The following is a 23,081-nucleotide window of genomic DNA, read 5'->3' as shown; positions in this document are numbered from 1 at the left end:
GCAAAGAAAAACCCCGGTTTGCTTAAACCGGGGTTTTGAGGGTGATGCTCGGGGAACGTTGATTAACGAGTCAGGTCGTCAAAAAACTTTTTCACGCCGTCGAAGAAGCTTTTCGAACGCGGGCTGTTTTTATCCCCAGAAGGACCACCCAGGCTCTCTTCCAGCTCTTTAAGCAGCTGCTTCTGCTTGTCGTTCAGACTCACCGGCGTTTCTACCACCACGCGGCACAGCAGGTCACCCTGGCTGCCACCCCGTACCGATTTAACCCCTTTGCCACGCATACGGAACAGTTTACCGGTCTGAGTTTCCGCCGGGACTTTCAGCTTGACGCGGCCATCCAGCGTTGGCACTTCAATCTCGCCACCCAAGGCAGCCATAGCAAAGTTGATCGGCACTTCACAGTAGAGGTTATTGCCTTCACGCTCGAAGATCGGGTGAGCACTCACCTGAACCTGAACGTACAGATCCCCTGCTGGCGCACCGTGTTCACCGGCTTCACCTTCACCCGACAGGCGGATGCGGTCGCCAGTATCTACGCCCGCCGGGATTTTCACCGACAGGGTTTTGGATTTCTCTACGCGACCGTGGCCGTGACATTTATTGCACGGATCCTTGATGATCTGACCACGCCCGTGGCAGTGCGGACAAGCCTGCTGCACGGTGAAGAACCCTTGGCGCATCTGCACCTGGCCCTGACCATGACAGGTCGGACAGGTTGCCGGCGAACTGCCCGGCTTGGCACCGTTGCCATGGCAGACATCACACTCTTCTAGCGTTGGAATACGGATCTCTTTGGTCACGCCACGCACGGCTTCTTCGAGCGTCAGATCCATGTTGTAACGCAAATCGGATCCACGGCTGGCACGTTGACGGCGTCCGCCGCCAAAGATATCGCCAAACACGTCGCCAAAGATATCGCTGAAGTCGGCACCGCCGCCACCAAAGCCACCACCACCGCCCATACCACCTTGCTCAAAGGCCGCATGGCCGTATTGATCGTAGGCAGCACGTTTTTGATCGTCGGTCAGGATCTCGTAGGCTTCCTTGACCTCTTTAAACTGGCTTTCGGCGTCTTTTTCCTGATTACGATCAGGGTGATACTTCATCGCCAGGCGCTTATACGCCTTTTTGATTTCGCGCTCGTCTGCCGTCTTGGCAACGCCGAGCACCTCGTAATAATCTCTCTTCGCCATTATTTCTCTTACCCTTAACATGCGTGCACGGGCGTAGAGTTGCCTCGACGCCCGTGCTGGTTTCCGGTTACGGCCTGTGGCCGCACCGTGCCCGCTTAAGGGCGATTATTTTTTGTCTTTAACTTCTTCAAACTCGGCGTCAACCACGTCGTCGTCTTTCTGCGCCGCGTTGTCTGCACCGGCATCAGCACCCTGTGCCTGCTGCGCTTGAGCCTGGGCCATTTCCATCAGCTTGCCGGAAACCTGCACCAGAGCCTGGGTTTTCGCTTCGATTTCGGCTTTATCTTCGCCTTTCACCGCCGCTTCCAGATCTTTCAGCGCGCTCTCGATAGCGGTTTTGTCTTCAGCTGGCAATTGTTCGCCCGCTTCTTCCAACTGCTTACGAGTACCGTGGATCAGGTGATCCGCCTGGTTACGAGTTTGCACCAGTTCTTCGAACTTACGGTCAGCTTCAGCGTTCACTTCGGCATCGCGTACCATTTTCTGGATTTCTTCTTCGTTCAGACCAGAAGACGCCTTGATGGTGATCTTCTGCTCACGGCCGGTGTTCTTGTCTTTCGCAGACACGTGCAGAATACCGTCGGCATCGATATCGAAGGTCACTTCGATCTGTGCCATACCGCGTGGTGCCGGCTGGATGCCGTCCAGGTTGAACTGGCCCAGTGACTTGTTGTCATTGGCACGTTTACGCTCACCCTGCAGCACATGGATGGTCACCGCTGCCTGGTTGTCTTCGGCAGTAGAGAACACCTGGCTGTGCTTGGTCGGGATAGTGGTATTTTTGGTGATCAGCGGCGTCATTACGCTGCCCATGGTTTCGATACCCAGTGACAGTGGGGTAACGTCCAGCAGCAATACGTCTTTCACATCACCGGCCAACACACCGCCCTGAACCGCAGCACCAACGGCAACCGCTTCGTCCGGGTTAACGTCTTTACGTGGTTCTTTACCGAAGAAGTCAGCAACTTTCTTCTGAACCATAGGCATACGGGTCTGGCCACCGACCAGGATCACGTCCTGAATGTCAGAAACCGACAGGCCTGCATCTTTCAGTGCCACTTTCAGCGGCTCGATAGAGCGAGCAACCAGATCTTCTACCAGCGACTCGAGTTTTGCACGGGTCACTTTGATGTTCATGTGTTTTGGACCGCTGCCATCTGCAGTGATGTACGGCAGGTTGACGTCGGTCTGCTGAGCGGAGGACAGCTCGATCTTGGCTTTTTCAGCGGCTTCTTTCAGACGCTGCATCGCCAACGGATCGTTGCGCAGATCCATGCCCTGCTCTTTCTTGAACTCTTCCACCAGATAGTTGATCAGGCGGCTGTCGAAGTCTTCACCACCCAGGTGGGTATCACCGTTGGTTGCCAGAACTTCGAAGGTTTTTTCACCGTCAACGTCGTCGATCTCAATGATTGAGATATCGAAAGTACCGCCACCCAGGTCATAAACCGCGATGGTACGGTTGCCCACTTCTTTGTCCAGGCCATAAGCCAGGGCCGCAGCAGTCGGTTCGTTGATGATACGTTTCACTTCCAGACCTGCGATACGGCCAGCATCTTTGGTCGCCTGACGCTGAGCATCGTTGAAGTAGGCAGGAACGGTGATAACCGCTTCAGTTACCGGCTCACCCAGGTAATCTTCCGCCGTTTTCTTCATTTTCTTCAGGACTTCCGCAGAGATCTGCGGAGGTGCCATTCTCTGGCCCTTCACTTCCAGCCAGGCGTCACCGTTATCGGCAGCGACGATGTTGTAAGGCATGATAGCCTTGTCACGCTGTGCTTCTTCATCCTGGAAGCGACGGCCAATCAGGCGCTTGATCGCAAACAGGGTGTTTTGTGGGTTGGTAACAGCCTGACGCTTAGCAGGCTGGCCAACCAGAATTTCACCATCCTGGGTATATGCGATGATTGAAGGAGTGGTGCGATCGCCTTCGGCATTCTCCAGCACGCGCGCCTTGCCACCATCCATAATTGCTACACAAGAGTTGGTTGTACCCAGGTCGATACCAATAATTTTGCCCATCTAAACATCTCCACTAATAAATTCATAATCGGTCAGGTTGCTAACTATATGCGGGCGTTTTTTTGCTTTTCAACTGCCCGGCATCTCAGTGTTACCCGCGGTCAGCAACTGCGGTTGCCAATAAGATGGGGCCATCCACACCAGCATCAAGGGGCAGGGCAAAAAAAATTTCGTTTTTATCCGCAGCAAGATCATTGTTTCCTGACGTGGGGATCATTATGATGCCGCGCGCTCTGATGGAAGTTATGGGTTTTTCGGCCATTCAGACCATTTATTAAATTACCTATCCATTTTCGTTACAATTCTGTTATCGCAGAGGACATATGCACTCCAACAAGTTGGCAAATCCCGGCCCCCTGGGTCTGATGGGCTTCGGGATGACTACCGTCTTGCTGAACCTGCACAACGCGGGCTTTTTCCCACTGACTTCCGTCATCATCAGTATGGGGATTTTCTTCGGTGGCATGGCTCAGATTTTTGCCGGTATTCTTGAGTTCAAGAAAGGCAACACCTTCGGCTTGACCGCCTTCACCTCTTACGGCTGCTTCTGGCTGAGCCTGGTAGGCATCCTGCTGCTGCCACGCATGGGCCTGGCAGAACCGACCGACGCGAACGTCCTCGGCATCTACCTTGCACTGTGGGGCGTCTTCACCCTGTTCATGTTCTTCGGCACGCTGCACACCAACCGTGGGTTGCAGTTCGTGTTTGCCAGCCTGACCGTGCTGTTCGCACTGCTGGCCGTCGGCAACATCACCGGTAACCACGCGATCCTGACGTTCGCCGGTTACGAAGGCATCATCTGTGGCGCCAGCGCAATCTATCTGGCGATGGCTGAGGTGATCAACGAACAGTTGGGCCGCACCGTACTGCCAATCGGCCCGGTGGAAGCTCAGCAGGCAACACCAGCTGCCGTTACTGCATAAATCCGTACTAACGTGATATAAAAAAACCCTGCGGTGTTTAATCGCAGGGTTTTTTATTGGGCGAAAATCGCTTAGTTCAAGAGCGGTTTTTCACTGTTCAGGTCGCGACGCAGGTAGATCCCCAGCAGCAGGCCGAGCGTCGATAACGCCAGCATATAGTAAGCGGGCGCTAACGGGGTTAACTTCATGATCAGCGTGACAAATACCGGGGTTAAACCCCCAAAAATCGCGTATGCCACGTTGTAGGAGAACGAAATCCCGCTAAATCGCACTTCCGCCGGGAAGGCCCGCACCAGCACGTAAGGCACCGCACCGACGATCCCCACACTGAAGCCAACCAGCGCGTAGGTGGCGAACAGCATTTCTGGATGTGTTGTCACCGACTGATAGAACAGCCAACTGCACCCTGCCAACAACACACTGCCGACGATAAAGGTTTTGCTGGCGCCAAAGCGGTCCGCCGCCGAACCAGAGACGATGCAGCCAGCAAACAGCATGATGATCGCGATGCTGTTGGCCTGCAGTGACAACGCCGGGGCTATGGCAAACTGTTTTTGCAGGTAGGTTGGCGTCATCAGGATCACCACCACAATACCTGCCGACAACAGCCAGGTCAGCAGCATCGAGACCGCGATCTCTTTGCGGTGATTCATCACCACCGATTTCAGCGGCAGCTCTTCTGCCAGCGCCTTACGCGCCTGCATCTCGATGAAGATTGGGGTTTCCTGCAACCAGCGGCGCAGATACATGGCAAACAGGCCAAAGATGCCGCCCAGGAAGAACGGAATACGCCAGCCACCGTCATGAATGGCCTGTTGGCTGAGCGTGGTATTGATAATGGTGGCCACCAGCGAGCCGAGCAGGATACCGGCTGTCAGGCCAGCAGTGAGCGTGCCACAGGCAAAACCAACGCGTTTGCGCGGCACATGCTCCGCCACAAATACCCAGGCACCAGGGACTTCACCACCGATCGCCGCGCCTTGCAGAACCCGCATCAACAGCAGCAGCAACGGTGCGGCGATGCCGATACTGGCGTAGGTGGGCAGCATCCCCATCGCCAGCGTCGGTAACGCCATCAGCAGGATGCTCAGGCTGAACATCTTTTTACGGCCCACCAGATCGCCGAAGTGCGCCATGATAATGCCGCCCAGCGGCCGAGCCAGATAGCCCGCCGCAAAGATACCGAAGGTCTGCACCTGGCGCAGCCACTCAGGCATATCCGCCGGGAAGAACAGATCGCCCATTACCGCGGCAAAGAAAACAAAAATGATGAAGTCATAAAACTCCAACGCACCGCCCAGGGCAGCCAACGTCAGAGTCTTATAATCTTGCCGGTTGAGCCGACGATTATTATCGTGATGCATAAGATACCGTTAGAGAAAACAGGAAAGACACAGAAAGCATAATGGCTAACTGTAAAAAGTTTCTTACTATAACGGCAAAATACTTTCACACCAGATGCGCTGAAGGTTATCCCGCAGATTGCTGAAATTTAGAGATTTATCTCGCGCCGCGCATTCTTGGGACGAAATGCTGCTACCACGGCCTCGTGGGTCTCTACATAAGGGCCTTCGAGCAGTTGGATGCAATAAGGCACGCTGGCAAAAATACCGTGCACCACCACCTTGCCTGCCTCGTCCTTCACCCCTTCCAGCGTTTCTTTAATCGATTTGGGTTGCCCCGGCAGGTTGATGATCAACGCCTGTTTACGGATCGCCCCAACCTGGCGTGAAAGAATTGCCGTTGGCACATAGTGTAGGCTGATTTGGCGCATTTGCTCGCCAAAACCAGGCATCACGCGATCGGCAATCGCCAACGTGGCATCGGGAGTGACGTCACGCCGGGACGGGCCGGTACCGCCGGTAGTCAGCACCAGATGGCAGCCCATTTCATCAACCAGCTCACACAACGTATGCTCAATCAACGTCTGCTCGTCTGGGATCAGTCGGGTCTCCAGGGTGAACGGCGTCGCCAAAGCGCTGCCCAACCACTCTTCCAGCGCCGGGATCCCTTTATCCTGATAAACGCCCCCTGAAGCGCGGTCCGAAATAGAAACCAAACCAATGCGTAATGTATCCATGTTTTACCTCTGTCTTTTGCCCCGGTTACCGAAGGGAGATTAATGACGGGAGTATAGGGGGTTTGTCCGATGAGGTGGATATTCAGATATAAAAAAAGGTGGCCGAGGCCACCTTCTGCACGACTTTTCGTAATTACAGCAAGTCGGCGATCATTTTTTCCAGCTTGCCCTGGTCTACGGCAAACTTGCGGATACCGTCGGTCAGTTTCTCAACCGCCATTGGATCCTGGTTGTGCTGCCAGTAGAACTCAGGCTCGGTCAGCGGTGCCGGACGCGCTTTCACTTCGCCGGTATAAGACAGTTTACGCTCCAGTGCGCCTTCGCTCTCTGCCAGCTCTTTCAGCAGTGCAGGTGCGATGGTCAGACGATCGCAGCCCGCCAGTTCGATGATTTCACCGACGTTACGGAAGCTGGCGCCCATCACCACGGTTTCATAGCCGTGCTGCTTGTAGTACTGATAAATTTCGGACACCGAAACCACGCCCGGATCTTCGTGCGGGGCAAACTCTTTCTTGTCGCCATTGGCTTTGTACCAGTCAAGGATACGGCCAACGAACGGCGAGATCAGGTACACGCCAGCTTCGGCGCAGGCACGTGCCTGAGCGAAGGAGAACAGCAACGTCAGGTTACAGTTGATGCCTTCTTTTTCCAGACGCTCGGCAGCACGGATACCCTGCCAGGTGGAGGCCAGCTTGATCAGGATGCGATCGTTGCTGATGCCCGCTTCGTTATACAGTTTGATCAGGCGCTTGGCTTTGGCAACGCTGGCTTCGGTATCATAAGACAGACGCGCGTCCACTTCGGTGGAAATGCGGCCCGGGACCAGTTTCAGGATCTCCAGACCAATGTTGACGGCCAGCTTGTCTGCGGCATCGGCAACCTGCTGATCGCGATCGCTGCTCTGCTCGCGCGCCCAGGCAATGGCTTCATCGATCAGTTTACGGTATTCAGGAATTTGCGCTGCGTTGAGGATCAGCGAAGGGTTGGTGGTGGCATCTTGCGGTTGATATAGCTTCATTGCAGCGATATCACCCGTATCCGCAACTACCGTAGTCAGCTGGCGTAGGGACGTTAATTTATCGGTCATGTTGGCATTATCTCATCGTTTGTGCATGAACTTTTGGCATCGTTCAACCATGCCTTGTCCTGATAATAACATGCACGCAGCCCGGCGCAAGGCAGGAAAATCACGCGCTGGCGGCGGTTGTTTTATCCTTGCACGAGCAACCGGTTACGCACCGATAATTCGCAATTACCGAAGCAATGCCACGGCATTAACGCGCTATCCCGCCTGGAAATTATGTTAAATTCCCGCCAGCTGTTTTATTCACCGAAAACCCCAAAAGAAGGCTGTAATTCCCGTCAATGGGATGATTTTAGCCAAGTTCTTGTCGAGAACTGACTCAAGTTTTCCGAACCAAGGTCGAAGACCCTGAGGAGCAGTAATCTTAACAAGGAGAAACACGTGACGGATCTGATTAACTTTATCAATAACATCCTGTGGAGTTCAGTACTGATCTATTTGCTGTTGGGTGCCGGCATCTACTTCACCTTACGTACCCGCTTTATTCAAATTCGTCACTTCAACCATATGTTTTCCGTGCTGAAGAACAGCACCAAAAGCGACGGTGTGGGTATTTCATCCTTCCAGGCACTATGTACTTCTCTAGCCGCTCGTGTCGGCACCAACAACCTTACCGGCGTGGCGATAGCGCTTACGGCTGGCGGCCCCGGCGCCATCTTCTGGATGTGGGTGATCGCGTTTATCGGCATGGCGACCTCTTTCATTGAGAGCACCCTGGCGCAGCTCTACAAAACCAAAGACGATAACGGCCACTACCGTGGCGGCCCTGCTTACTATATGGAAAAAGGGTTGGGCATGCGCTGGATGGGTGTGATGTTCTCCATTTTCCTGCTGATCGCTTTCGGCCTGGTGTTCAATGCGGTACAGGCCAACTCCATCGCCCTGGCCAGCTCGGTGGCCTTCAACATCGACCCCATGTACGTCGGCATAGTGTTGGTGGTGCTGAGCGCCATGGTGATCTTCGGCGGTATCCGTTCCATCGCCCGCGTCGCAGAAAAAATCGTGCCGTTTATGGCCTTGGCTTACCTGCTACTGGCGCTGTGGATCATCGGCCTGAATATCGAGCATATGCCAGCTATCCTGGCGTTGATCTTCAAAAGCGCTTTTGGCCTGCAGGAAGTCGCTGCCGGTACCCTGGGTTACGGGATCTCGCAGGCCATGACTCAGGGTATACAACGCGGGCTATTTTCTAACGAAGGCGGGATGGGGTCGGCCCCCAACGTGGCAGCTTCCGCTACCCCTTATCCGCCACACCCTGCCTCGCAGGGCTATGTGCAGATGCTTGGCGCATTTGTCGATACCATCGTCATCTGTAGCGCAACGGCGGCGATAATCTTGGCCTCTGGTGCACTGGATAGCCCCCCATCCGACATCAGCGGCATCGATCTGACCCAGCGGGCCATGGCCAGCGCCGTCGGTTCCTGGGGCGCGCCCTTTGTCGCGATTGCCGTATTCCTGTTTGCCTTTACCTCTATCATTGCCAATTATGCCTATGCCGAGAACAACCTGATCTTCCTCAAGCACCACCATCCGACCAAACTGACGATTTTTCGCTGCTTTGCCTTGGGTATGGTGATGTTTGGCTCAATGGCAGAATTATCCACGGTGTGGAAAATGGCGGATATCTCGATGGCGCTGATGGCGATCACCAATCTGACCGCTATCTTGTTACTGTCCGACGTGGCCTTCAAATTGGCCAAGGATTACAACCACCAACGTTCACTCGGCAAGCTGCCCACCTTTGACATCAACCACTACCCGGAGCTGGGATCGCAACTCGAACCGGGGATCTGGAAGCCGAGCAGGCAGCGTTAAACCTCCAGGGCGTGCGTAAAGTGCGCCCTATCACAGCCATACCTCCTGGTCTTGCGCGCTTTTTGCTACAGTAGCCACATGTTGATAAACAGGATGTGACCATGCTTATTATTATTTCACCTGCCAAAACCCTGGATTATGCAAGCCCGTTAGCCACCGAACGCTTTACCCAGCCCGAATTGTTGGATCAGTCGCAAAAGCTGATCAAAATCTGCCGTAAGCTGACCCCGGCGCAAATTTCCGGCCTGATGAGCATCAGCGATAAGCTCGCGGGCCTGAATGCCGCACGCTTTGGCGAATGGCAGCCTGACTTCACCCCGGACAATGCTCGTCAGGCGCTGTTGGCGTTTAAAGGCGACGTTTATACCGGCTTACAGGCGCAAGACTTCAGCGAAGAGGATTTCGACTTCGCACAGCAGCATCTGCGGATGCTCTCTGGTCTGTACGGGGTGCTGCGCCCGCTGGACCTGATGATGCCTTACCGGCTGGAGATGGGGATCAAGCTGGAGAACCCGAAGGGCAAAGACTTGTACAGCTTCTGGGGCGATCGGATCACCGCAAAACTGAATCAGGCCCTGGAGCAGCAAGGCGATGATGTGGTGGTGAACCTGGCTTCGGATGAATACTTCAAATCGGTAAAACCGGCCAAGCTGCACGGTTCACTGATCAAACCGGTATTCCTGGACGAGAAAAACGGCAAGTACAAAGTCATCAGTTTCTACGCCAAGAAAGCGCGTGGGCTGATGAGCCGCTTTATCATCAAGAATCGCTTGGAGCGCAGAGAACAACTGGTTGATTTCAATCTGGAAGGGTATGCCTTCGATGAGGCGGCTTCGGCGGGTAATGAGCTGGTATTCAAACGCCCAGAGCAGTGAGAAATCCGTTCCCTCTCCCGACAAGGAGAGGGAACGGGTTTTGTCAGACTGGCAACGTCATCATGAATTGACGCAGCGCGGCAAAGTCCGCTGCCATGTTATGCGACAACAGCGGCAACTGTGCACGCACCGCCAAGGCCTGTGGCAGCGGTAACTCCTGGCCGAGGATCTCTTCGACGCTTTCCTTGAACTTGGCCGGATGTGCCGTGCCCAGGAACAGGCCAAACTCCCCTGCTTGCAGTTGATCGCGCAGAACGCGGTAGGCGATCGCCGCATGAGGCTCTGAAAGGTAGCCCAAAGCAGCCAACTCTTTCATGGTTTCCTTGGTGGTTTCATCACTCACCGCGCCATGAGCCAACTCCTTCAACTGCCAGATTTTACGGCGGAACAACTCTTCCACACGCGGCCAGTTATTCGGCTGGCTGACGTCCATCGCGTTGGATAACGTCGCCACAGTGGTGTTTGGTTCCCATTGGCCAGTAGTCAGGAAGCGTGGCACGGTGTCGTTAGCGTTGGTGGCGGCAATAAAGCGTTTCACCGGCAGCCCCAGGGATTTCGCCAGCAACCCGGCGGTCAAATCGCCAAAGTTGCCGCTTGGCACGGAAACCACCAACTGATTGCGGGCTTCCTGCGGCAGTTGCGCCACCGCTTCAAAGTAGTAGCAGATTTGCGCCAGCAGGCGGCTGATATTGATCGAGTTGGCTGAGTTAAGGTGTACCGCCTCTTTCAGCTCCTGATCGTCAAACGCCTGCTTGACCAACGCCTGGCAGGCGTCAAAGTCGCCATCGATAGCGATGGTGTGGATGTTGCCACCCAACGTGCAGAACAGCTTTTCCTGCAGCGAACTGATCTTACCCTGTGGATAGAGGATCACCACGCGCACGTTTTTCAGGCCGTAGAAGGCATGAGCAACGGCAGCGCCGGTATCACCGGAGGTTGCAGTCAAGATGGTTACTGGCTGGTCGCCCGCGACTTCCGCCAGCATCTGCGCCATAAAGCGGCCGCCGAAGTCTTTGAACGCCAGCGTCGGGCCGTGGAACAGCTCCAGGCAGGCTACATCGCTCTCCACCTGCGCCACCGGGGCCGGGAACTCAAACGCGGCCTTCACTCGCTTGTACAGCGCCTCTTCGCCGATCTCGTCGCCAATAAAAGCGGACAGGATCTTGCTGCTACGAGTGACAAAGTCCATCTCCAGCAGCTTATCAATCTCTGTCAGTTCGAATTCTGGCAGTTCCAGCGGGAAAAACAGCCCTTGCTGCTTACCCAGGCCCTGTTTGATAGCCTGCGCGAAGCTGACCTGTTCGTTATGATCTTTCAGATTGTACAGTTTCATGCGTTATCCCAATAGTCGAGCGCCAGCGGTATCCAGGCGGCAAATATGAACAAAACCTTCGTCGTTTTGCAGGTAATGGTTGGTCAGCCAATCAGCCATGCGTTGCGCCGTTGCGCCGTCATCACAGACCGCAAACAGCGTCGGGCCGGAGCCGGAAATGCCGCAAGCCAAGGCACCGATATCCTGTGAGGCTTTACGCGCTTCGGCAAAACCTGGCAACAGGCGGGTGCGATAAGGCTCGGCAATCACATCCTGCATCAGCTTGGCCGCCAGACGCGGTTGCTGAGTGTGGCAAGCGTGAATAAAGCCCGCCAGATAGCGGCCATGGCTGATACAGTCCTGGCGGCGGTATTGCGCGGGCAGAATGGCACGCGCCTCAGCGGTGGACACTTTGATGCCCGGATAGGCCATCACCCACAGCCAGTCTTTAAAGCCAGGCACTTCCTGGCTGATGATCCCTTCTTCTTCCAGCATCAGCTGCAAGCCGCCCAGATAGCACGGCGCAACGTTATCGTAATGCACGCTGCCGGAAATACGCCCTTCCAGCTCGCCCATCAGGGCCAGCAGTTGCGTCTCGTTGAGCGGGCGATCGCAAAATTCGTTCATCGCCATCAGACCGGCCACCACCGAGCAAGCGCTGGAGCCTAGCCCGGAACCGATCGGCATGTTCTTCTCCAGCCGCATCGCTACCGGCACTTCACGGCCAATCGCCTGGCAGAAACGCTCCCAGCACTGGTAAACAATGTTCTCTTTTGGATCGCTCGGCAGCTTGCTGACAAAACGCCCACCATTCTCCAGGCTGAAGCGGCTGGCCGCTTCTACGCTGACGCAATCCCCCAGCAGCGTGCCGTCGATAGGGGAAACCGCAGCTCCCAGCACATCGAACCCGACGCTGACGTTACCAATTGAGGCCGGTGCATACACCTTAACCATATTAGACTCCCAACTTCCATGACAGTGTGCGCAACAGATCGGCAAATACCCCGGCCGCCGTCACATCATTACCGGCACCATAACCGCGCAGCACCAGCGGCAATGGCTGATAGTAACGGCTGTAGAAGGCCAGGGCGTTCTCACCGTTCTTCACTTTATACAACGGATCGTTGCCATCTACCGCATCAATACGTACCAGGCAGCGGCCTTCTTCGATAGCCCCCACATAGCGCAGCACCTTACCTTCCGCGGCAGCAGCGGCCACACGGCGGTTAAATTCGGCATCCAACTCCGGCAGGCGGGCAATAAAGTTCTCCACATCACCGCTGGCATCGAACGACGGTGGTAACACCGATTCGACTTCAATATCGCTCAGTTCGAGCGCATAGCCCGCTTCACGCGCCAGGATCAACAGCTTGCGAGCGACATCCATCCCCGAGAGATCATCACGCGGATCTGGCTCGGTGTAACCGAGGGCCTTGGCCTGCAAGGTGGCCTCCGACAGCGACATCCCCTCATCCAGTTTACCGAAGATAAAGGACAGTGACCCCGACAGGATACCGGTGAAGCGCACCAACTCATCGCCCGCATTGAGCAGGTTCTGCAGGTTTTCGATCACCGGCAGGCCCGCACCCACGTTGGTGTCATACAGGAATTTGCGGCGAGAACCGGCTGCGGCGGTGCGCAGTTGCTGGTAATAATTCATCGACGAGGTGTTGGCCTTCTTGTTTGGCGTTACCACGTGGAAACCATCGGCCAGGAAATCGGCATACTGATCGGCCACCGCCTGGCTGGAGGTACAGTCGACAATCACCGGATTGAGCAGGTGGCACTCTTTTACCAGGCGGATCAGGCGGCCCAGATTGAAAGGCTCTTTGGCTTCGGCCAGTTCGTCCCTCCAGCTTTCCAGCGAGATGCCGTGCACGTTGGTCAACATCGCCCTTGAGTTGGCAATGCCACAGATGCGCAGATCGATGTGTTTTTGCTTCAGCCAAGGCTGCTGACGATAAACCTGCTCGATCAGCGCCCCGCCGACGCCACCCACGCCAATCACAAACACTTCGATCACCTGATCGGTGTTGAACAGCATCTGATGGCTGACGCGCACGCCAGTGGTGGCGGAATCATTATCGACCACCACGGAGATTGAACGCTCGGAAGAGCCTTGAGCGATCGCCACGATATTGATGTTGGCGCGCGCCAGAGCAGAGAAGAAACGCGCAGAGATGCCACGCAGGGTGCGCATACCGTCGCCGACGACCGAGATGATTGCCAGGCGCTCCATCACGTCCAGCGGCTCCAGCACGCCGTCTTTCAGCTCCAGGTAGAATTCGTCTTCCAGGGCGCGACGAGCGCGTTGCAGCTCGCTCTGCGGCACACAGAAGCTGATGCTGTATTCGGAAGAGGACTGGGTGATCAATACCACCGAGATCCCGGCGCGTGACATCACGGCAAACACACGTGCCGCCATGCCAACCATGCCTTTCATACCTGGGCCGGACACGTTGATCATCGCCATATTGTTCAGATTGGTGATGCCTTTTACCGGCGTATCATCAGCCACGCTTTCGCCACCGATCAAGGTGCCGGGAGCTTGTGGGTTGGCGGTGTTTTTAATCAGGCAAGGGATTTGGAACTGGGCAATCGGGGTGATGGTACGCGGGTGGAGAACTTTGGCGCCGAAGTAAGAGAGCTCCATCGCCTCGCGGTAGGACATCGACTTCAATAATCGGGCATCCGGCACGGTACGCGGGTCGCAGGTATAAACCCCGTCCACATCGGTCCAGATCTCGCAGCAGTCGGCACGCAGGCAAGCGGCCAACACGGCGGCGGAATAATCGGAGCCGTTGCGCCCCAGCACGACCAGTTCGCCTTTGTCGTTACCGGCAGTAAAGCCCGCCATCAGGACGATATGGTCAGAAGGAATGGCCGCTGCAGCGATACGCAGAGTGGACTCGGCAATATCTACGGTCGACTCCAGATAGTGGCCCTGAGCCAGCAGCTTCTCTACCGGGTTAATCACCGTCACCGGGTAGCCCTTGGCTTTGAAGACGCCTTCCATGATGGCAATAGAGAGCTTTTCACCCCGGCAGATGATGGCCGCATTGACGCTATCCGGGCATTGCCCCAACAACGCCACGCCATGCAGTACCTGTTTGAGCTGCGCGAACTCCTGCTCGACCAGTGCCTTCAGGCGATCGTACTCAAAGCCCGGCAGCTCCTTGGCCAAACCGCTGAGCAGGTCGGCAAAGATGCGCTCGGCGTCGCTCATGGTTGGCAGAATATCCTGGCCGGCTACCGTTTTTTCAATCATCGCCACCAGGTGATTGGTGATCTTGGCCGGTGCGGACAATACCGTGGCTACCTGTCCCTGGCGTGCATTGTTCTCCACGATATCGGCAACGCGCAGAAAACGTTCCGCATTCGCTACCGAGGTTCCACCAAATTTAAGCACTCGCATTTCTGTTATCTCCTGAATTTATGCCGAAAAAAAAGCCCGCACTGGTTAGGTGCGGGCTTTTTTCTTCTGTTTCCTGTACGCGTCAGCCCGCCCCGTTACCTGTGGTATCGGTGGTGGTAATAATTGTCGTATTCAGGCTGATGTTTCGCATTTTGTCTGTCTGTCTCATTAGAATCTCTGTCCCCTCTATTGGTTAAAGCAATCGTCTGGCCAAGTCAAATTATTTCTTTGTTTTGCCTATTTACTGGCCACAGTGGGATCTGCGCGATGAAGCCGATAAAAAAACAGAATTGCAGAACAAAAAATCATAAGAAAGCCGATCAAACAGTGAATAACACCAGCCAAACAACAGAAAACGCCTACATCACTTCGTCAGTTTTTTTTCAATATCATGCAGCAACCGGTGCAGCATGACGGTATCGCGCTGTTGCAAGACCCCAAGCCGCTGGTGTAACCAATCGCGCAATTTTTGGTCATCCGCCACGTCCAACGCCTGTAACAGACGATCTGCCCGTTGCCGCAACGCGTTGAGCTGCCCGGCATCGGCCAGAGGTTCCTGCACCGAGCTGACAGCCATTAACTGCGCCAGTTGATAGCAATACACCATCACCGCCTGGCCGAGGTTCAGCGAAGGATAATCGGCCACCATCGGGACGCCGGTCAGCAGATCGGCCAACTCCAGCTCTTCATTGGTCAGGCCCGAGTCTTCACGGCCAAACACCAGTGCAGCCTGATGCACCCATTGCTGGCGTTCCGCCAACTGCTCCGTCAGTTGCTGAGGGGTACAGTAATAATGGAAGCGTGCGCGGCTACGAGCGGTGGTCGCAACGGTAAAGTCCACATCTGCCAATGCCTGTTCGAGGGTAGAAAACGTCTGCACCGCATCCAGAATATCGCCAGCGCCGTGGGCGACCCAGCGGGCGGCGGGCTGCAGATGGGCCTCGCTGTCGACGATGCGCAACGAGGTGAAGCCCATGGTTTTAATCGCCCGCGCCGCTGCGCCAACATTTTCCGCCCGAGCGGGCGCGACTAACACGATATGAAGCTGCATCAAGACTCCGGAAAAATAAAGAGAATAGTTCTTTGACTGTTGGGATTTGTCTGATTATATTTACAAACGATTAACATCGTAAATGCTCTCTTGCTATAATATTATTAAATAGGCACTTCAACCTATAAAGCAGACGAAACAATCATAACTACAGGTTAACTTTTAATTTTCATTAAAAACAAAGCACTATATTTTCAAGCCAAACAGTTAGCTTTCAATTGTAACGCATCAGCCCCAACAAAGCTGAATCGTTCACAGAATTTGACGATCTGTGACTTAACTTGGCAGTTCTGTAAGTGTTTTTCACAAAACTGTTAACGTGCTACAATTGAATTTGATATATGTCAACAAAGCGTAGTTTTGTTAGGTGATGAATTCGGCACACACTGTTATATTGCTGTTAATAGGGTTAGGATATGCGCCGTTTTGGCATCATTCGGGGTGGTAAAAAATAGCCCCCCCACCCAGCTAGCGATCTTGTTGACATTGATGGAAAGCGCATCAAGAACGAGTTTACGTACTGTAGTCGTTTGGTAATTGAGGGAACGTGAGCGGTATCTCTGCCCTCCATGGAAGAACACCAAGACTGCTGTACTTCCTATTTTCTATTTTGTTGGCAATTTTAGGTAGCAAATATGCAGACCCCGCACATTCTGATTGTCGAAGACGAGTTAGTCACTCGTAACACCCTGAAGAGCATTTTCGAGGCGGAAGGCTACATTGTTCATGAAGCCAATGACGGTGCAGAAATGCACAACATCCTGTCCGAAAATGATATCAACCTGGTTATCATGGATATCAACCTGCCAGGCAAGAACGGCCTGCTGCTGGCGCGTGAACTACGCGAACAAGCCAGCGTCGCGCTGATGTTCCTGACCGGTCGTGATAATGAAGTCGATAAAATCCTCGGCCTGGAAATCGGCGCCGATGACTATATCACCAAACCGTTCAACCCACGCGAACTGACCATCCGTGCGCGCAACCTGCTGTCACGCACCATGAATCTGGGTAGCGTCGGCGAAGAGCGCAAACTGGTTGAGAGCTACAAGTTCAACGGTTGGGAGCTGGACATCAACAGCCGCTCTCTGATCGGCCCTGCTGGCGAGCAGTACAAACTGCCACGCAGCGAATTCCGCGCCATGCTGCACTTCTGTGAAAACCCGGGCAAGATCCAGTCCCGTGGTGAGTTGCTGAAGAAAATGACTGGCCGTGAGTTGAAGCCGCATGACCGTACCGTAGACGTGACCATCCGCCGTATTCGTAAACACTTCGAATCTACGCCGGACACGCCGGAAATCATTGCCACCATTCATGGTGAAGGTTACCGCTTCTGCGGCGATCTGGAAGAATAAGCCTGTCTTAACGTCACAGGTTAAAAAGGGTTCAGCTTGCTGAACCCTTTTTTATTGAGACCCGACACGATGCCATGTGAGGCTCACAAAGTAGGGGCGCTGCTACGCCCGTCTGAATTATTTGGCTTCACCCCAAGGGATGATTGGCACCGCGCTCAGGGCATTTTTCGGTGAACCATCTACTACCCGATCGGAATAGCTCAAGTAGATCAGCGCATTGCGATTGGCATCATAAAAACGAACTACCTGCAGCTTTTTGAACACCAAAGAGGTGCGCTTCTGGAACACCACAGTTCCCTCCGCCTTGCCCTTTTTAATCTTGTCGCTCAGCTCGATCGGCCCAACCTGCTGGCAAGAAATGGCGGCATCCGAAGTATCCTCTGCCAGCCCTAACCCACCCTTTATCCCACCGGTTTTAGCACGGCTGATATAACAAGTTACATTTTTCACGTCGGGATCGTCGAACGCTTCAACCACAATTTTATGATCTGGACCAAACAGTTTGAATACCGTATCGACCGATCCTACCTGTTCCGCCTGCGCGCTATTAACCGTTGCGCAAACCAGACCGAACAAAAATATCCATCCTTTTTTCATTCACTTAACTCCAATAGAACAGCGTGTTAAATCACAGGGCTGCTAATAAGAACGCCGATGCTTCAGGTCACAGAAATGGGTTTTCCTCGGCCCAGGAAGCTCTTTTTAGCACAGAGAGCGAAAAAAATCTTTGGGAGTCGTGGAGGAAAAAAGTTGCTATTATGCGGCATCGTCATCGCTTAATGCCTGTTAACACCAGTTTTCCCCCGCTTCCCGCAACGCATATCGCAAAAGCGCCGTATGTAATGCAACTGATTGATCAATAAGTCAGTGGGCATCAGGTATCAGCATGACAAATCAAACAGTTCGAGTTCCGAACCTGAAGCTCTACGAGGAAGATCTATGGATCAAGCCGGTATCATTCGTGATCTGCTTAGCTGGCTGGAAAGCCATTTGGACCAACCTTTGTCACTGGATAACGTGGCGGCAAAAGCGGGTTACTCTAAATGGCATCTGCAACGGATGTTTAAGGATATCACTGGGAACGCCATCGGGGCCTATATTCGGGCAAGAAGATTGTCCAAAGCCGCCGTCGCATTGCGCCTCACCAGTCGGCCTATTCTGGATATTGCTTTGCAGTATCGTTTCGACTCACAGCAGACCTTCACTCGCGCATTCAAAAAACAGTTTGCGCAAACCCCGGCGCTGTATCGCCGTTCAGAAGACTGGAACGCCTTCGGCATGTGCCCGCCAATACGTCTGGGCGCCTTTACGCTGCCACATCCAGAGTTTGTCACGCTACCAGAACTGGACCTGATCGGCCTGACGCAGAGCTACTCCTGTACGTTAGAGCAAATCTCCAACTTCCGCTCCGAGCTGCGTACCCAATTCTGGCAACAGTACCTGGGGCAGATAGAAACCCTGCCACCGGTGCTTTACGGCCTGCACCACTCGCGGCCAAGCCAGGAAAAAGACGACGAGCAGGAGGTGCTGTACACCACTGCCCTGGAGGCGCAACATATTCCGACCAAGGTGCAGGAAGGCCAGCCGATCACGCTGCAGGGCGGTGAATATGCCATGTTCAGCTATCAGGGGCCAGCATCCGGCCTGCAGGACTTTATCCTGATACTGTACGGCACTTGCCTGCCAGCATTGGAACTGACCCGCCGCAAAGGGCACGATATTGAGCGCTTCTATCCGCAAGGTGACCGGCGTCCGCCTCAGCCACCCAGCGAGATCCGTTGCGACTATCTGATCCCGATCCGCCGTTAGCGCTGTAGCTCATCCAATGCGGGCATGTCCAGATGCGAGATATCGCCCGCGCTTTCCACAATCCAGCCCGGAGCCAACCACGGGCTTTGTTGATAGTCGACGCGTGACAACGAGCAGTTGCGCAAACGCAGACGGCGCTCGGCATAGGCCGGTAACCCTAATACCGTCCCGATCAGGCACCCCAGCGCAATGCCGTGGCTGACAATCAACGGCTTGCTGCCCTGCGGCAGTTTCAGGCACTCTGTCAGCGCCGCATGCATCCGCGTGGCCAACTCCGTCATAGATTCACCTTGAGGGATACGGCCGTCAGCAGTACCATCGACCATCTGTTTACGCCACAGCTCTTCCTGCGGTGTCAGGCTGTCGATCAAACGTTCTTCCAGAACGCCCATATGCAGCTCACGCAGCCGGGCATCTACCATAACGTCGCAACCGCAAGCGTCCGCAATGATTTGCGCGGTCTGACGGGTGCGGCCCAGATCGCTGGAAATCACGTGCGTCACGCCCTCACGGCTAACGCGTTTGCCAACCAGATGAGCCTGGTGAACGCCAGTGGCGGTTAATGGGCTGTCGGATTGGCCCTGAATGCGACGTGCTGCGTTCCATTCCGTTTCGCCGTGGCGAACGAGGTATACCTGTAACATTATGCTTTTCCGTTATACTGCGTGAAACTTGAGTTTATCTGTGGCTCGTGCCTTGCACTTCGCATAACTTGCCGCCATCAAAAATCATGGCAAGACACAGCCCCACTTTAAAGGAAGCTAAAGCCGTTATGTATCATGTTATCGCTGCAACTACCAACCCGGCAAAGATCAGGGCTATTCAACTGGCTTTTGAAGATACCTTTGGCGCAGACCAATGCCGCATAGAATCGGTTGACGTCGCCAGCGGAGTTTCACTGCAACCCATTGGCAATACCGAAACCCGTACCGGCGCACGCCAGCGCGTGATGGAAGCGCGGCAGGTGCGGCCAGAAGCCGACTTTTGGGTCGGAGTCGAAGCCGGGATCGAAGAAAACATGACGTTCGCCTGGATGACGGTAGAAAACCCGACGACCCGTGGCGAATCGCGTTCTGCCAGCCTAATGCTGCCAGAATCAATTTTACAGGGTATTCGAGCTGGTCGCGAGTTAGGCGATGAAATGACCTTGATCACCGGCAATAGCGAAGTCAAACGTCAGGGGGGAGCGATCGGTATCTTTACTGACGGTCGGCTGAGCCGCACCAGCGTTTACCATCAGGCGCTGCTGCTGGCACTGGTGCCGTTCCACAATCCGATTTACCGCAGCCACAGCAGCAATAATACGCCGCAGCAATAAGCCACCGGGGTGATGGCTTCACCCCAGTAGTTGCTGTTCCAGCCACTGTTTCAGCGCTGGCGTCGCCATCTTCAGGCTGTTTGACCCTCTGGTGATGGTTGCGATACCTGCCCCGAGCTCATTCTTCAGCTCGCGCTGGCTCATTTCGCCACGCATCAGTTCCTGAATAATCCGCACCCGTGTGCCCAGCGCAGTACGCTCATCCGGCGTCAGCAGCAGTTGCATCAACGGTTGGTGTAAATCCTGATCGAACGAGCTTTGCAGCAGTTCGACAAAGCGCAGCCAATCTTCATTGCCTTGTTCTGAAAGAGCGGGGTCGTTTAGCGATAATTGCGTCATGCCAGCCACCATACTATTTAACTAGTACAGCAGCATAGCATACCGCGGGTAAGCGTCAAAATAGCTCTAGACGGGCGCAGCATGCAGCGCCCCTACGGCGAACTATTCAGCAACATTGCTACCTAGGTCCGATGTCGTTAACAAGCAATCACAACCGGCCGACAAGGTAGGGGCGCTGCATGCTGCGCCCGTTCAGATGGTCAATGTTAACAACAACGACTCTATTAAATTCAATAGCGTCTTTGCCACTCGGCATCCGTCAGCACCTTCGCTGGCCGATGCATGAAGTAACGATAAAATGCGTCATAGGCCAGCACGTTCTTCACGTAAGAACGGGTTTCCGAGAACGGAATGCTTTCCACAAACGCCACGGCATCCACCCGACCATCGGTATTGCCTAACCAGGTATTCACCCGTGATGGGCCAGCGTTATAAGCCGCAGACGCAAGAATGCGGTTGCGACCAAATTGCTGATACACCGACTCCAGATAGCTGGTGCCAATGGTGATATTGGTTTGCGGATCAAACAGCTGGCTCGGGCTGCTGTAGCCTGGGATGCCGAACAGATCCACCGTATGTTTCGCGGTGCGCGGCATGACCTGCATCAAACCTGCAGCCCCGACCGGCGACTGCGCTTTCGGGTTCCAGGCGCTCTCCTGGCGGGCTATCGCCATGGCATAGCTCGGCGTAATGCCTTTATCTTCGGTAGCACGGCGGAATTCCTGTGGCCAGGCCATCGGGAAACGTTCTTCAAGATGATCCCACAGTTTGCCAACAATGGTCGCCTGTACGCTCAGGTCGGCCCATTTCTGCTCAAAGGCATAGCGGGCCAGCGCTTCCTGCTCCGGGCGGCTGCGGCTGGCGACGAATGAGCTCCACTCGCTGCGCGCCAGATTATCCATATTCCAATACATCAGTTCACGCACCCGGGCAATCTCCGGGCCACTCACCAGATCGGTGCGCGGTTTTGCCGCCACGGCGACCATCACCGGATAAGGCACCTGAAGTTTTTGCGCCGCCACCATCGGGTAGAAACCGCGTTCGTTCATCAGGCTACGCAGTATCGCTTCCCCTTCGCTGCGTTTACCTTCATCGATCATGACACTGGCACGCCAGAAGCGCCATTCATCCTTGTTCCGCGATTCTTCAGGCAGGCGTGCCAGCCAGGTTTTCAGCCCCTGACGATCACCCACGCCCAGCGCCATACGCACACGGCGCTCAAGCAAGGCTGGCTGTTGGCTACGCAGGATCACCTGATCGCGCCATTGGGTCTGCTCAAAGGTGGCATCATTACCCATCAACCGCCAGGCCACCTCTTCCTCCATTGCCAACTTCTCGCTTTCGCTCATTTTCTGCAGGCGGGCCAGCGTTGGGATCATGGCTCGAGCATTTTCTACGTCCTGACGAGCAAGACGGGCGAATACGATGGTGGTAGCCGAACGGGTAAAATCTGTCGGGCCGACGCTACGGGCGAAGGCTTCCAACGTGGCGGGATCGTTTTGCAACCGTACCAGCGCATCCCCCATGGTCTGATAATCGCTTGGCAGTTGGCGGTACAGGTAGTTCACCAGGCCGCTGTTGCCCTCTTTCAGCGCCAGCTTCATCCGCGCCAGCGTGTTCAACGGCGTTTGCTTACCGGCAGCCTGCCAGACGCTGAACAGCTTATCGCAGGAGCCTGGCAAGGTTTTACCGCTCATCCAGATATCATCGGCACCAGCCCAGGCCGCCTGCTGATCGCCGGTGGCCCACTTGGCGTAATAGAAATTACAGCGCGCCGCGACCGGTTTAGGCTCTTGCGGGCTGAAGGCCAGCAAGGTAGTCCAGTCTTGACGGCTCGCCAGCTCGTTCACAAAACGGGCAGAGAGCGATTTTGCGGGTGGCAACGTAGGATGCAACCGCAAAAATTGCTGGACCTGAGCCGCACTGGCCGTGCTGAGATCCTGCGTCAACTGGCGATATTCCAGATAAGGATACAGGGGGTAATCCTGCAGCGTTGGCATCAACTGCGCCACCACGTCCATCTGTTTACTGTCCCAGGCCTGCTTGATTTGCAGATAACGCTGGCGTTCGGCATCCAAAGAGTCTGCCAATGTTGCACCAGAAAATGCCGTCAGGCACAGGCCCACAGCCCACAACCGCCATTTGTCCACCTTGACCATACTTACTCTTTCCTCGCTGGGTTAGCTTGCCAGAACCGATCCACCCCGCTGCCGCGCCGCGTCAGCAGCCAACGGGCCAGTGGATCCTGCTCTGCGAGTGTCTCACACCCACCGTGGGAAACCACGCCGGGAACAAAACCGTGCCGCCACCATGGGCTGGCATCAGGTATTAATCATAGACAGCAAAAACGCGTATCCATTCATTACTTTATAACAAGTTTATCGACGGAGATGAAAACCACGCTGTCAGGCTATCGCGACAGACGGAAGAACAAGACGATGTTTTGAAAAATCACAGGATTATGGGGAATTTTTTCATCACACAATAACGCCG

General features: G+C 54.8%; 21 protein-coding genes, 1 pseudogene and 1 other annotated feature. Of the genes and pseudogenes, 6 read left to right on the top strand and 16 right to left on the bottom strand.

Features of this window, described 5'->3' with window-relative positions:
- Nucleotides 1-62 precede the first annotated feature (62 nt).
- From dnaJ to WN53_RS28835, 3 genes are all read right to left on the bottom strand, one after another.
- On the bottom strand, nucleotides 63-1,193 hold the full coding sequence (gene dnaJ, locus WN53_RS11765; RefSeq protein WP_024483578.1) for a molecular chaperone DnaJ: 1,131 nt from the start codon (nucleotides 1,191-1,193) through the stop codon (nucleotides 63-65).
- 105 nt (nucleotides 1,194-1,298) lie between these two features.
- Nucleotides 1,299-3,215, bottom strand: coding sequence for a molecular chaperone DnaK (gene dnaK, locus WN53_RS11760; protein ID WP_024483579.1), 1,917 nt, complete (start codon nucleotides 3,213-3,215; stop codon nucleotides 1,299-1,301).
- 91 nt (nucleotides 3,216-3,306) lie between these two features.
- Nucleotides 3,307-3,477, bottom strand: coding sequence for a hypothetical protein (locus tag WN53_RS28835; protein ID WP_161629422.1), 171 nt, complete (start codon nucleotides 3,475-3,477; stop codon nucleotides 3,307-3,309).
- Between the two features lie 61 nt (nucleotides 3,478-3,538).
- Here WN53_RS28835 and satP point away from each other — a divergent pair, with 61 nt between their 5' ends.
- Nucleotides 3,539-4,138, top strand: a complete 600-nt coding sequence (gene satP / locus WN53_RS11755) for an acetate uptake transporter (RefSeq protein WP_024483580.1) — start codon at nucleotides 3,539-3,541, stop codon at nucleotides 4,136-4,138.
- Nucleotides 4,139-4,209: 71 nt separating this feature from the next.
- On the opposite strand, the gene WN53_RS11750 is transcribed toward satP, so the two are convergent.
- The 3 genes from WN53_RS11750 to tal all read right to left on the bottom strand — a co-directional run bounded on the left by WN53_RS11750 (nucleotide 4,210) and on the right by tal (nucleotide 7,305).
- On the bottom strand, nucleotides 4,210-5,502 hold the full coding sequence (locus WN53_RS11750; protein ID WP_037411490.1) for an MFS transporter: 1,293 nt from the start codon (nucleotides 5,500-5,502) through the stop codon (nucleotides 4,210-4,212).
- Nucleotides 5,503-5,630: 128 nt separating this feature from the next.
- Entirely contained in the window at nucleotides 5,631-6,218 is a 588-nt protein-coding gene (gene mog / locus WN53_RS11745; RefSeq protein WP_024483581.1) for a molybdopterin adenylyltransferase, read from the bottom strand.
- A gap of 133 nt (nucleotides 6,219-6,351) precedes the next feature.
- On the bottom strand, nucleotides 6,352-7,305 hold the full coding sequence (gene tal / locus WN53_RS11740; RefSeq protein WP_024483582.1) for a transaldolase: 954 nt from the start codon (nucleotides 7,303-7,305) through the stop codon (nucleotides 6,352-6,354).
- Between the two features lie 378 nt (nucleotides 7,306-7,683).
- Between tal and WN53_RS11735 the strand changes: the two genes are divergently transcribed.
- Nucleotides 7,684-9,117 (top strand): alanine/glycine:cation symporter family protein, encoded by a 1,434-nt coding sequence (locus tag WN53_RS11735; RefSeq protein WP_024483583.1) that lies wholly within the window; start codon nucleotides 7,684-7,686, stop codon nucleotides 9,115-9,117.
- A gap of 101 nt (nucleotides 9,118-9,218) precedes the next feature.
- Complete coding sequence (gene yaaA, locus WN53_RS11730; protein ID WP_024483584.1) at nucleotides 9,219-9,992, top strand: peroxide stress protein YaaA; 774 nt, start codon at nucleotides 9,219-9,221, stop codon at nucleotides 9,990-9,992.
- A gap of 43 nt (nucleotides 9,993-10,035) precedes the next feature.
- Here the strand turns inward: yaaA and thrC are convergent, their stop codons facing one another.
- The 6 genes and pseudogenes from thrC to yjjY all read right to left on the bottom strand — a co-directional run.
- Nucleotides 10,036-11,325, bottom strand: a complete 1,290-nt coding sequence (gene thrC, locus WN53_RS11725) for a threonine synthase (RefSeq protein WP_024483585.1) — start codon at nucleotides 11,323-11,325, stop codon at nucleotides 10,036-10,038.
- A gap of 3 nt (nucleotides 11,326-11,328) precedes the next feature.
- Nucleotides 11,329-12,258 carry a homoserine kinase gene (gene thrB, locus WN53_RS11720; RefSeq protein WP_021179245.1) on the bottom strand — a complete coding sequence of 310 codons (930 nt, stop codon included), beginning with the start codon at nucleotides 12,256-12,258 and terminating at the stop codon, nucleotides 11,329-11,331.
- Between the two features lies 1 nt (nucleotide 12,259).
- The gene (gene thrA, locus WN53_RS11715) at nucleotides 12,260-14,719 is read right to left on the bottom strand and encodes a bifunctional aspartate kinase/homoserine dehydrogenase I (RefSeq protein ID WP_024483586.1); all 2,460 of its coding nucleotides are present in this window, start codon (nucleotides 14,717-14,719) and stop codon (nucleotides 12,260-12,262) included.
- 25 nt (nucleotides 14,720-14,744) lie between these two features.
- Nucleotides 14,745-14,863, bottom strand: a sequence feature (Thr leader region).
- Nucleotides 14,802-14,870, bottom strand: a complete 69-nt coding sequence (gene thrL / locus WN53_RS27255; RefSeq protein WP_071998276.1) for a thr operon leader peptide — start codon at nucleotides 14,868-14,870, stop codon at nucleotides 14,802-14,804. It overlaps the preceding feature by 62 nt.
- A 213-nt stretch (nucleotides 14,871-15,083) precedes the next feature.
- Nucleotides 15,084-15,770, bottom strand: coding sequence for a tRNA/rRNA methyltransferase (locus WN53_RS11710; protein WP_046808062.1), 687 nt, complete (start codon nucleotides 15,768-15,770; stop codon nucleotides 15,084-15,086).
- Nucleotides 15,771-16,159: 389 nt separating this feature from the next.
- Nucleotides 16,160-16,297 (bottom strand): annotated as a pseudogene (gene yjjY, locus WN53_RS29085) (YjjY family protein); the annotation flags it as partial.
- 108 nt (nucleotides 16,298-16,405) lie between these two features.
- Here yjjY and arcA point away from each other — a divergent pair.
- Complete coding sequence (arcA, locus tag WN53_RS11705; RefSeq protein ID WP_024483588.1) at nucleotides 16,406-17,122, top strand: two-component system response regulator ArcA; 717 nt, start codon at nucleotides 16,406-16,408, stop codon at nucleotides 17,120-17,122.
- Between the two features lie 117 nt (nucleotides 17,123-17,239).
- Here the strand turns inward: arcA and creA are convergent, their stop codons facing one another.
- On the bottom strand, nucleotides 17,240-17,719 hold the full coding sequence (creA, locus tag WN53_RS11700; protein ID WP_021179241.1) for a protein CreA: 480 nt from the start codon (nucleotides 17,717-17,719) through the stop codon (nucleotides 17,240-17,242).
- Between the two features lie 342 nt (nucleotides 17,720-18,061).
- Here creA and robA point away from each other — a divergent pair, with 342 nt between their 5' ends.
- On the top strand, nucleotides 18,062-18,931 hold the full coding sequence (gene robA, locus WN53_RS11695; protein ID WP_024483589.1) for an MDR efflux pump AcrAB transcriptional activator RobA: 870 nt from the start codon (nucleotides 18,062-18,064) through the stop codon (nucleotides 18,929-18,931).
- Here robA and gpmB read toward each other — a convergent pair.
- Entirely contained in the window at nucleotides 18,928-19,575 is a 648-nt protein-coding gene (gpmB, locus tag WN53_RS11690) for a 2,3-diphosphoglycerate-dependent phosphoglycerate mutase GpmB (RefSeq protein WP_021179239.1), read from the bottom strand. The genes robA and gpmB overlap by 4 nt on opposite strands.
- Before the next feature lie 128 nt (nucleotides 19,576-19,703).
- On the opposite strand from gpmB, the gene yjjX reads away from it, so the two are divergent.
- Nucleotides 19,704-20,249, top strand: coding sequence for an inosine/xanthosine triphosphatase (gene yjjX, locus WN53_RS11685; RefSeq protein WP_021179238.1), 546 nt, complete (start codon nucleotides 19,704-19,706; stop codon nucleotides 20,247-20,249).
- Between the two features lie 18 nt (nucleotides 20,250-20,267).
- Here yjjX and trpR read toward each other — a convergent pair whose 3' ends face one another.
- Nucleotides 20,268-20,588 carry a trp operon repressor gene (trpR, locus tag WN53_RS11680; protein WP_029987425.1) on the bottom strand — a complete coding sequence of 107 codons (321 nt, stop codon included), beginning with the start codon at nucleotides 20,586-20,588 and terminating at the stop codon, nucleotides 20,268-20,270.
- Nucleotides 20,589-20,818: 230 nt separating this feature from the next.
- Entirely contained in the window at nucleotides 20,819-22,738 is a 1,920-nt protein-coding gene (gene sltY, locus WN53_RS11675; protein WP_024483590.1) for a murein transglycosylase, read from the bottom strand.
- Between the last annotated feature and the right edge of the window lie 343 nt (nucleotides 22,739-23,081).

Source organism: Serratia fonticola, from assembly GCF_001006005.1.
Classification (GTDB): domain Bacteria; phylum Pseudomonadota; class Gammaproteobacteria; order Enterobacterales; family Enterobacteriaceae; genus Chania; species Chania fonticola.
Note: the sequence above shows the minus strand (reverse complement) of the source record. Positions and strands in the feature narration are given on the sequence as shown.

What these genes read in the sequence shown, in the direction of transcription:
- dnaJ (WP_024483578.1), bottom strand. Translation starts at nt 1,193, where the DNA reads ATGGCGAAGAGAGATTATTACGAGGTGCTCGGCGTTGCCAAGACGGCA.
- dnaK (WP_024483579.1), bottom strand. Translation starts at nt 3,215, where the DNA reads ATGGGCAAAATTATTGGTATCGACCTGGGTACAACCAACTCTTGTGTA.
- WN53_RS28835 (WP_161629422.1), bottom strand. Translation starts at nt 3,477, where the DNA reads ATGGCCGAAAAACCCATAACTTCCATCAGAGCGCGCGGCATCATAATG.
- satP (WP_024483580.1), top strand. Translation starts at nt 3,539, where the DNA reads ATGCACTCCAACAAGTTGGCAAATCCCGGCCCCCTGGGTCTGATGGGC.
- WN53_RS11750 (WP_037411490.1), bottom strand. Translation starts at nt 5,502, where the DNA reads ATGCATCACGATAATAATCGTCGGCTCAACCGGCAAGATTATAAGACT.
- mog (WP_024483581.1), bottom strand. Translation starts at nt 6,218, where the DNA reads ATGGATACATTACGCATTGGTTTGGTTTCTATTTCGGACCGCGCTTCA.
- tal (WP_024483582.1), bottom strand. Translation starts at nt 7,305, where the DNA reads ATGACCGATAAATTAACGTCCCTACGCCAGCTGACTACGGTAGTTGCG.
- yaaA (WP_024483584.1), top strand. Translation starts at nt 9,219, where the DNA reads ATGCTTATTATTATTTCACCTGCCAAAACCCTGGATTATGCAAGCCCG.
- thrC (WP_024483585.1), bottom strand. Translation starts at nt 11,325, where the DNA reads ATGAAACTGTACAATCTGAAAGATCATAACGAACAGGTCAGCTTCGCG.
- thrB (WP_021179245.1), bottom strand. Translation starts at nt 12,258, where the DNA reads ATGGTTAAGGTGTATGCACCGGCCTCAATTGGTAACGTCAGCGTCGGG.
- thrA (WP_024483586.1), bottom strand. Translation starts at nt 14,719, where the DNA reads ATGCGAGTGCTTAAATTTGGTGGAACCTCGGTAGCGAATGCGGAACGT.
- WN53_RS11710 (WP_046808062.1), bottom strand. Translation starts at nt 15,770, where the DNA reads ATGCAGCTTCATATCGTGTTAGTCGCGCCCGCTCGGGCGGAAAATGTT.
- arcA (WP_024483588.1), top strand. Translation starts at nt 16,406, where the DNA reads ATGCAGACCCCGCACATTCTGATTGTCGAAGACGAGTTAGTCACTCGT.
- creA (WP_021179241.1), bottom strand. Translation starts at nt 17,719, where the DNA reads ATGAAAAAAGGATGGATATTTTTGTTCGGTCTGGTTTGCGCAACGGTT.
- robA (WP_024483589.1), top strand. Translation starts at nt 18,062, where the DNA reads ATGGATCAAGCCGGTATCATTCGTGATCTGCTTAGCTGGCTGGAAAGC.
- gpmB (WP_021179239.1), bottom strand. Translation starts at nt 19,575, where the DNA reads ATGTTACAGGTATACCTCGTTCGCCACGGCGAAACGGAATGGAACGCA.
- yjjX (WP_021179238.1), top strand. Translation starts at nt 19,704, where the DNA reads ATGTATCATGTTATCGCTGCAACTACCAACCCGGCAAAGATCAGGGCT.
- trpR (WP_029987425.1), bottom strand. Translation starts at nt 20,588, where the DNA reads ATGACGCAATTATCGCTAAACGACCCCGCTCTTTCAGAACAAGGCAAT.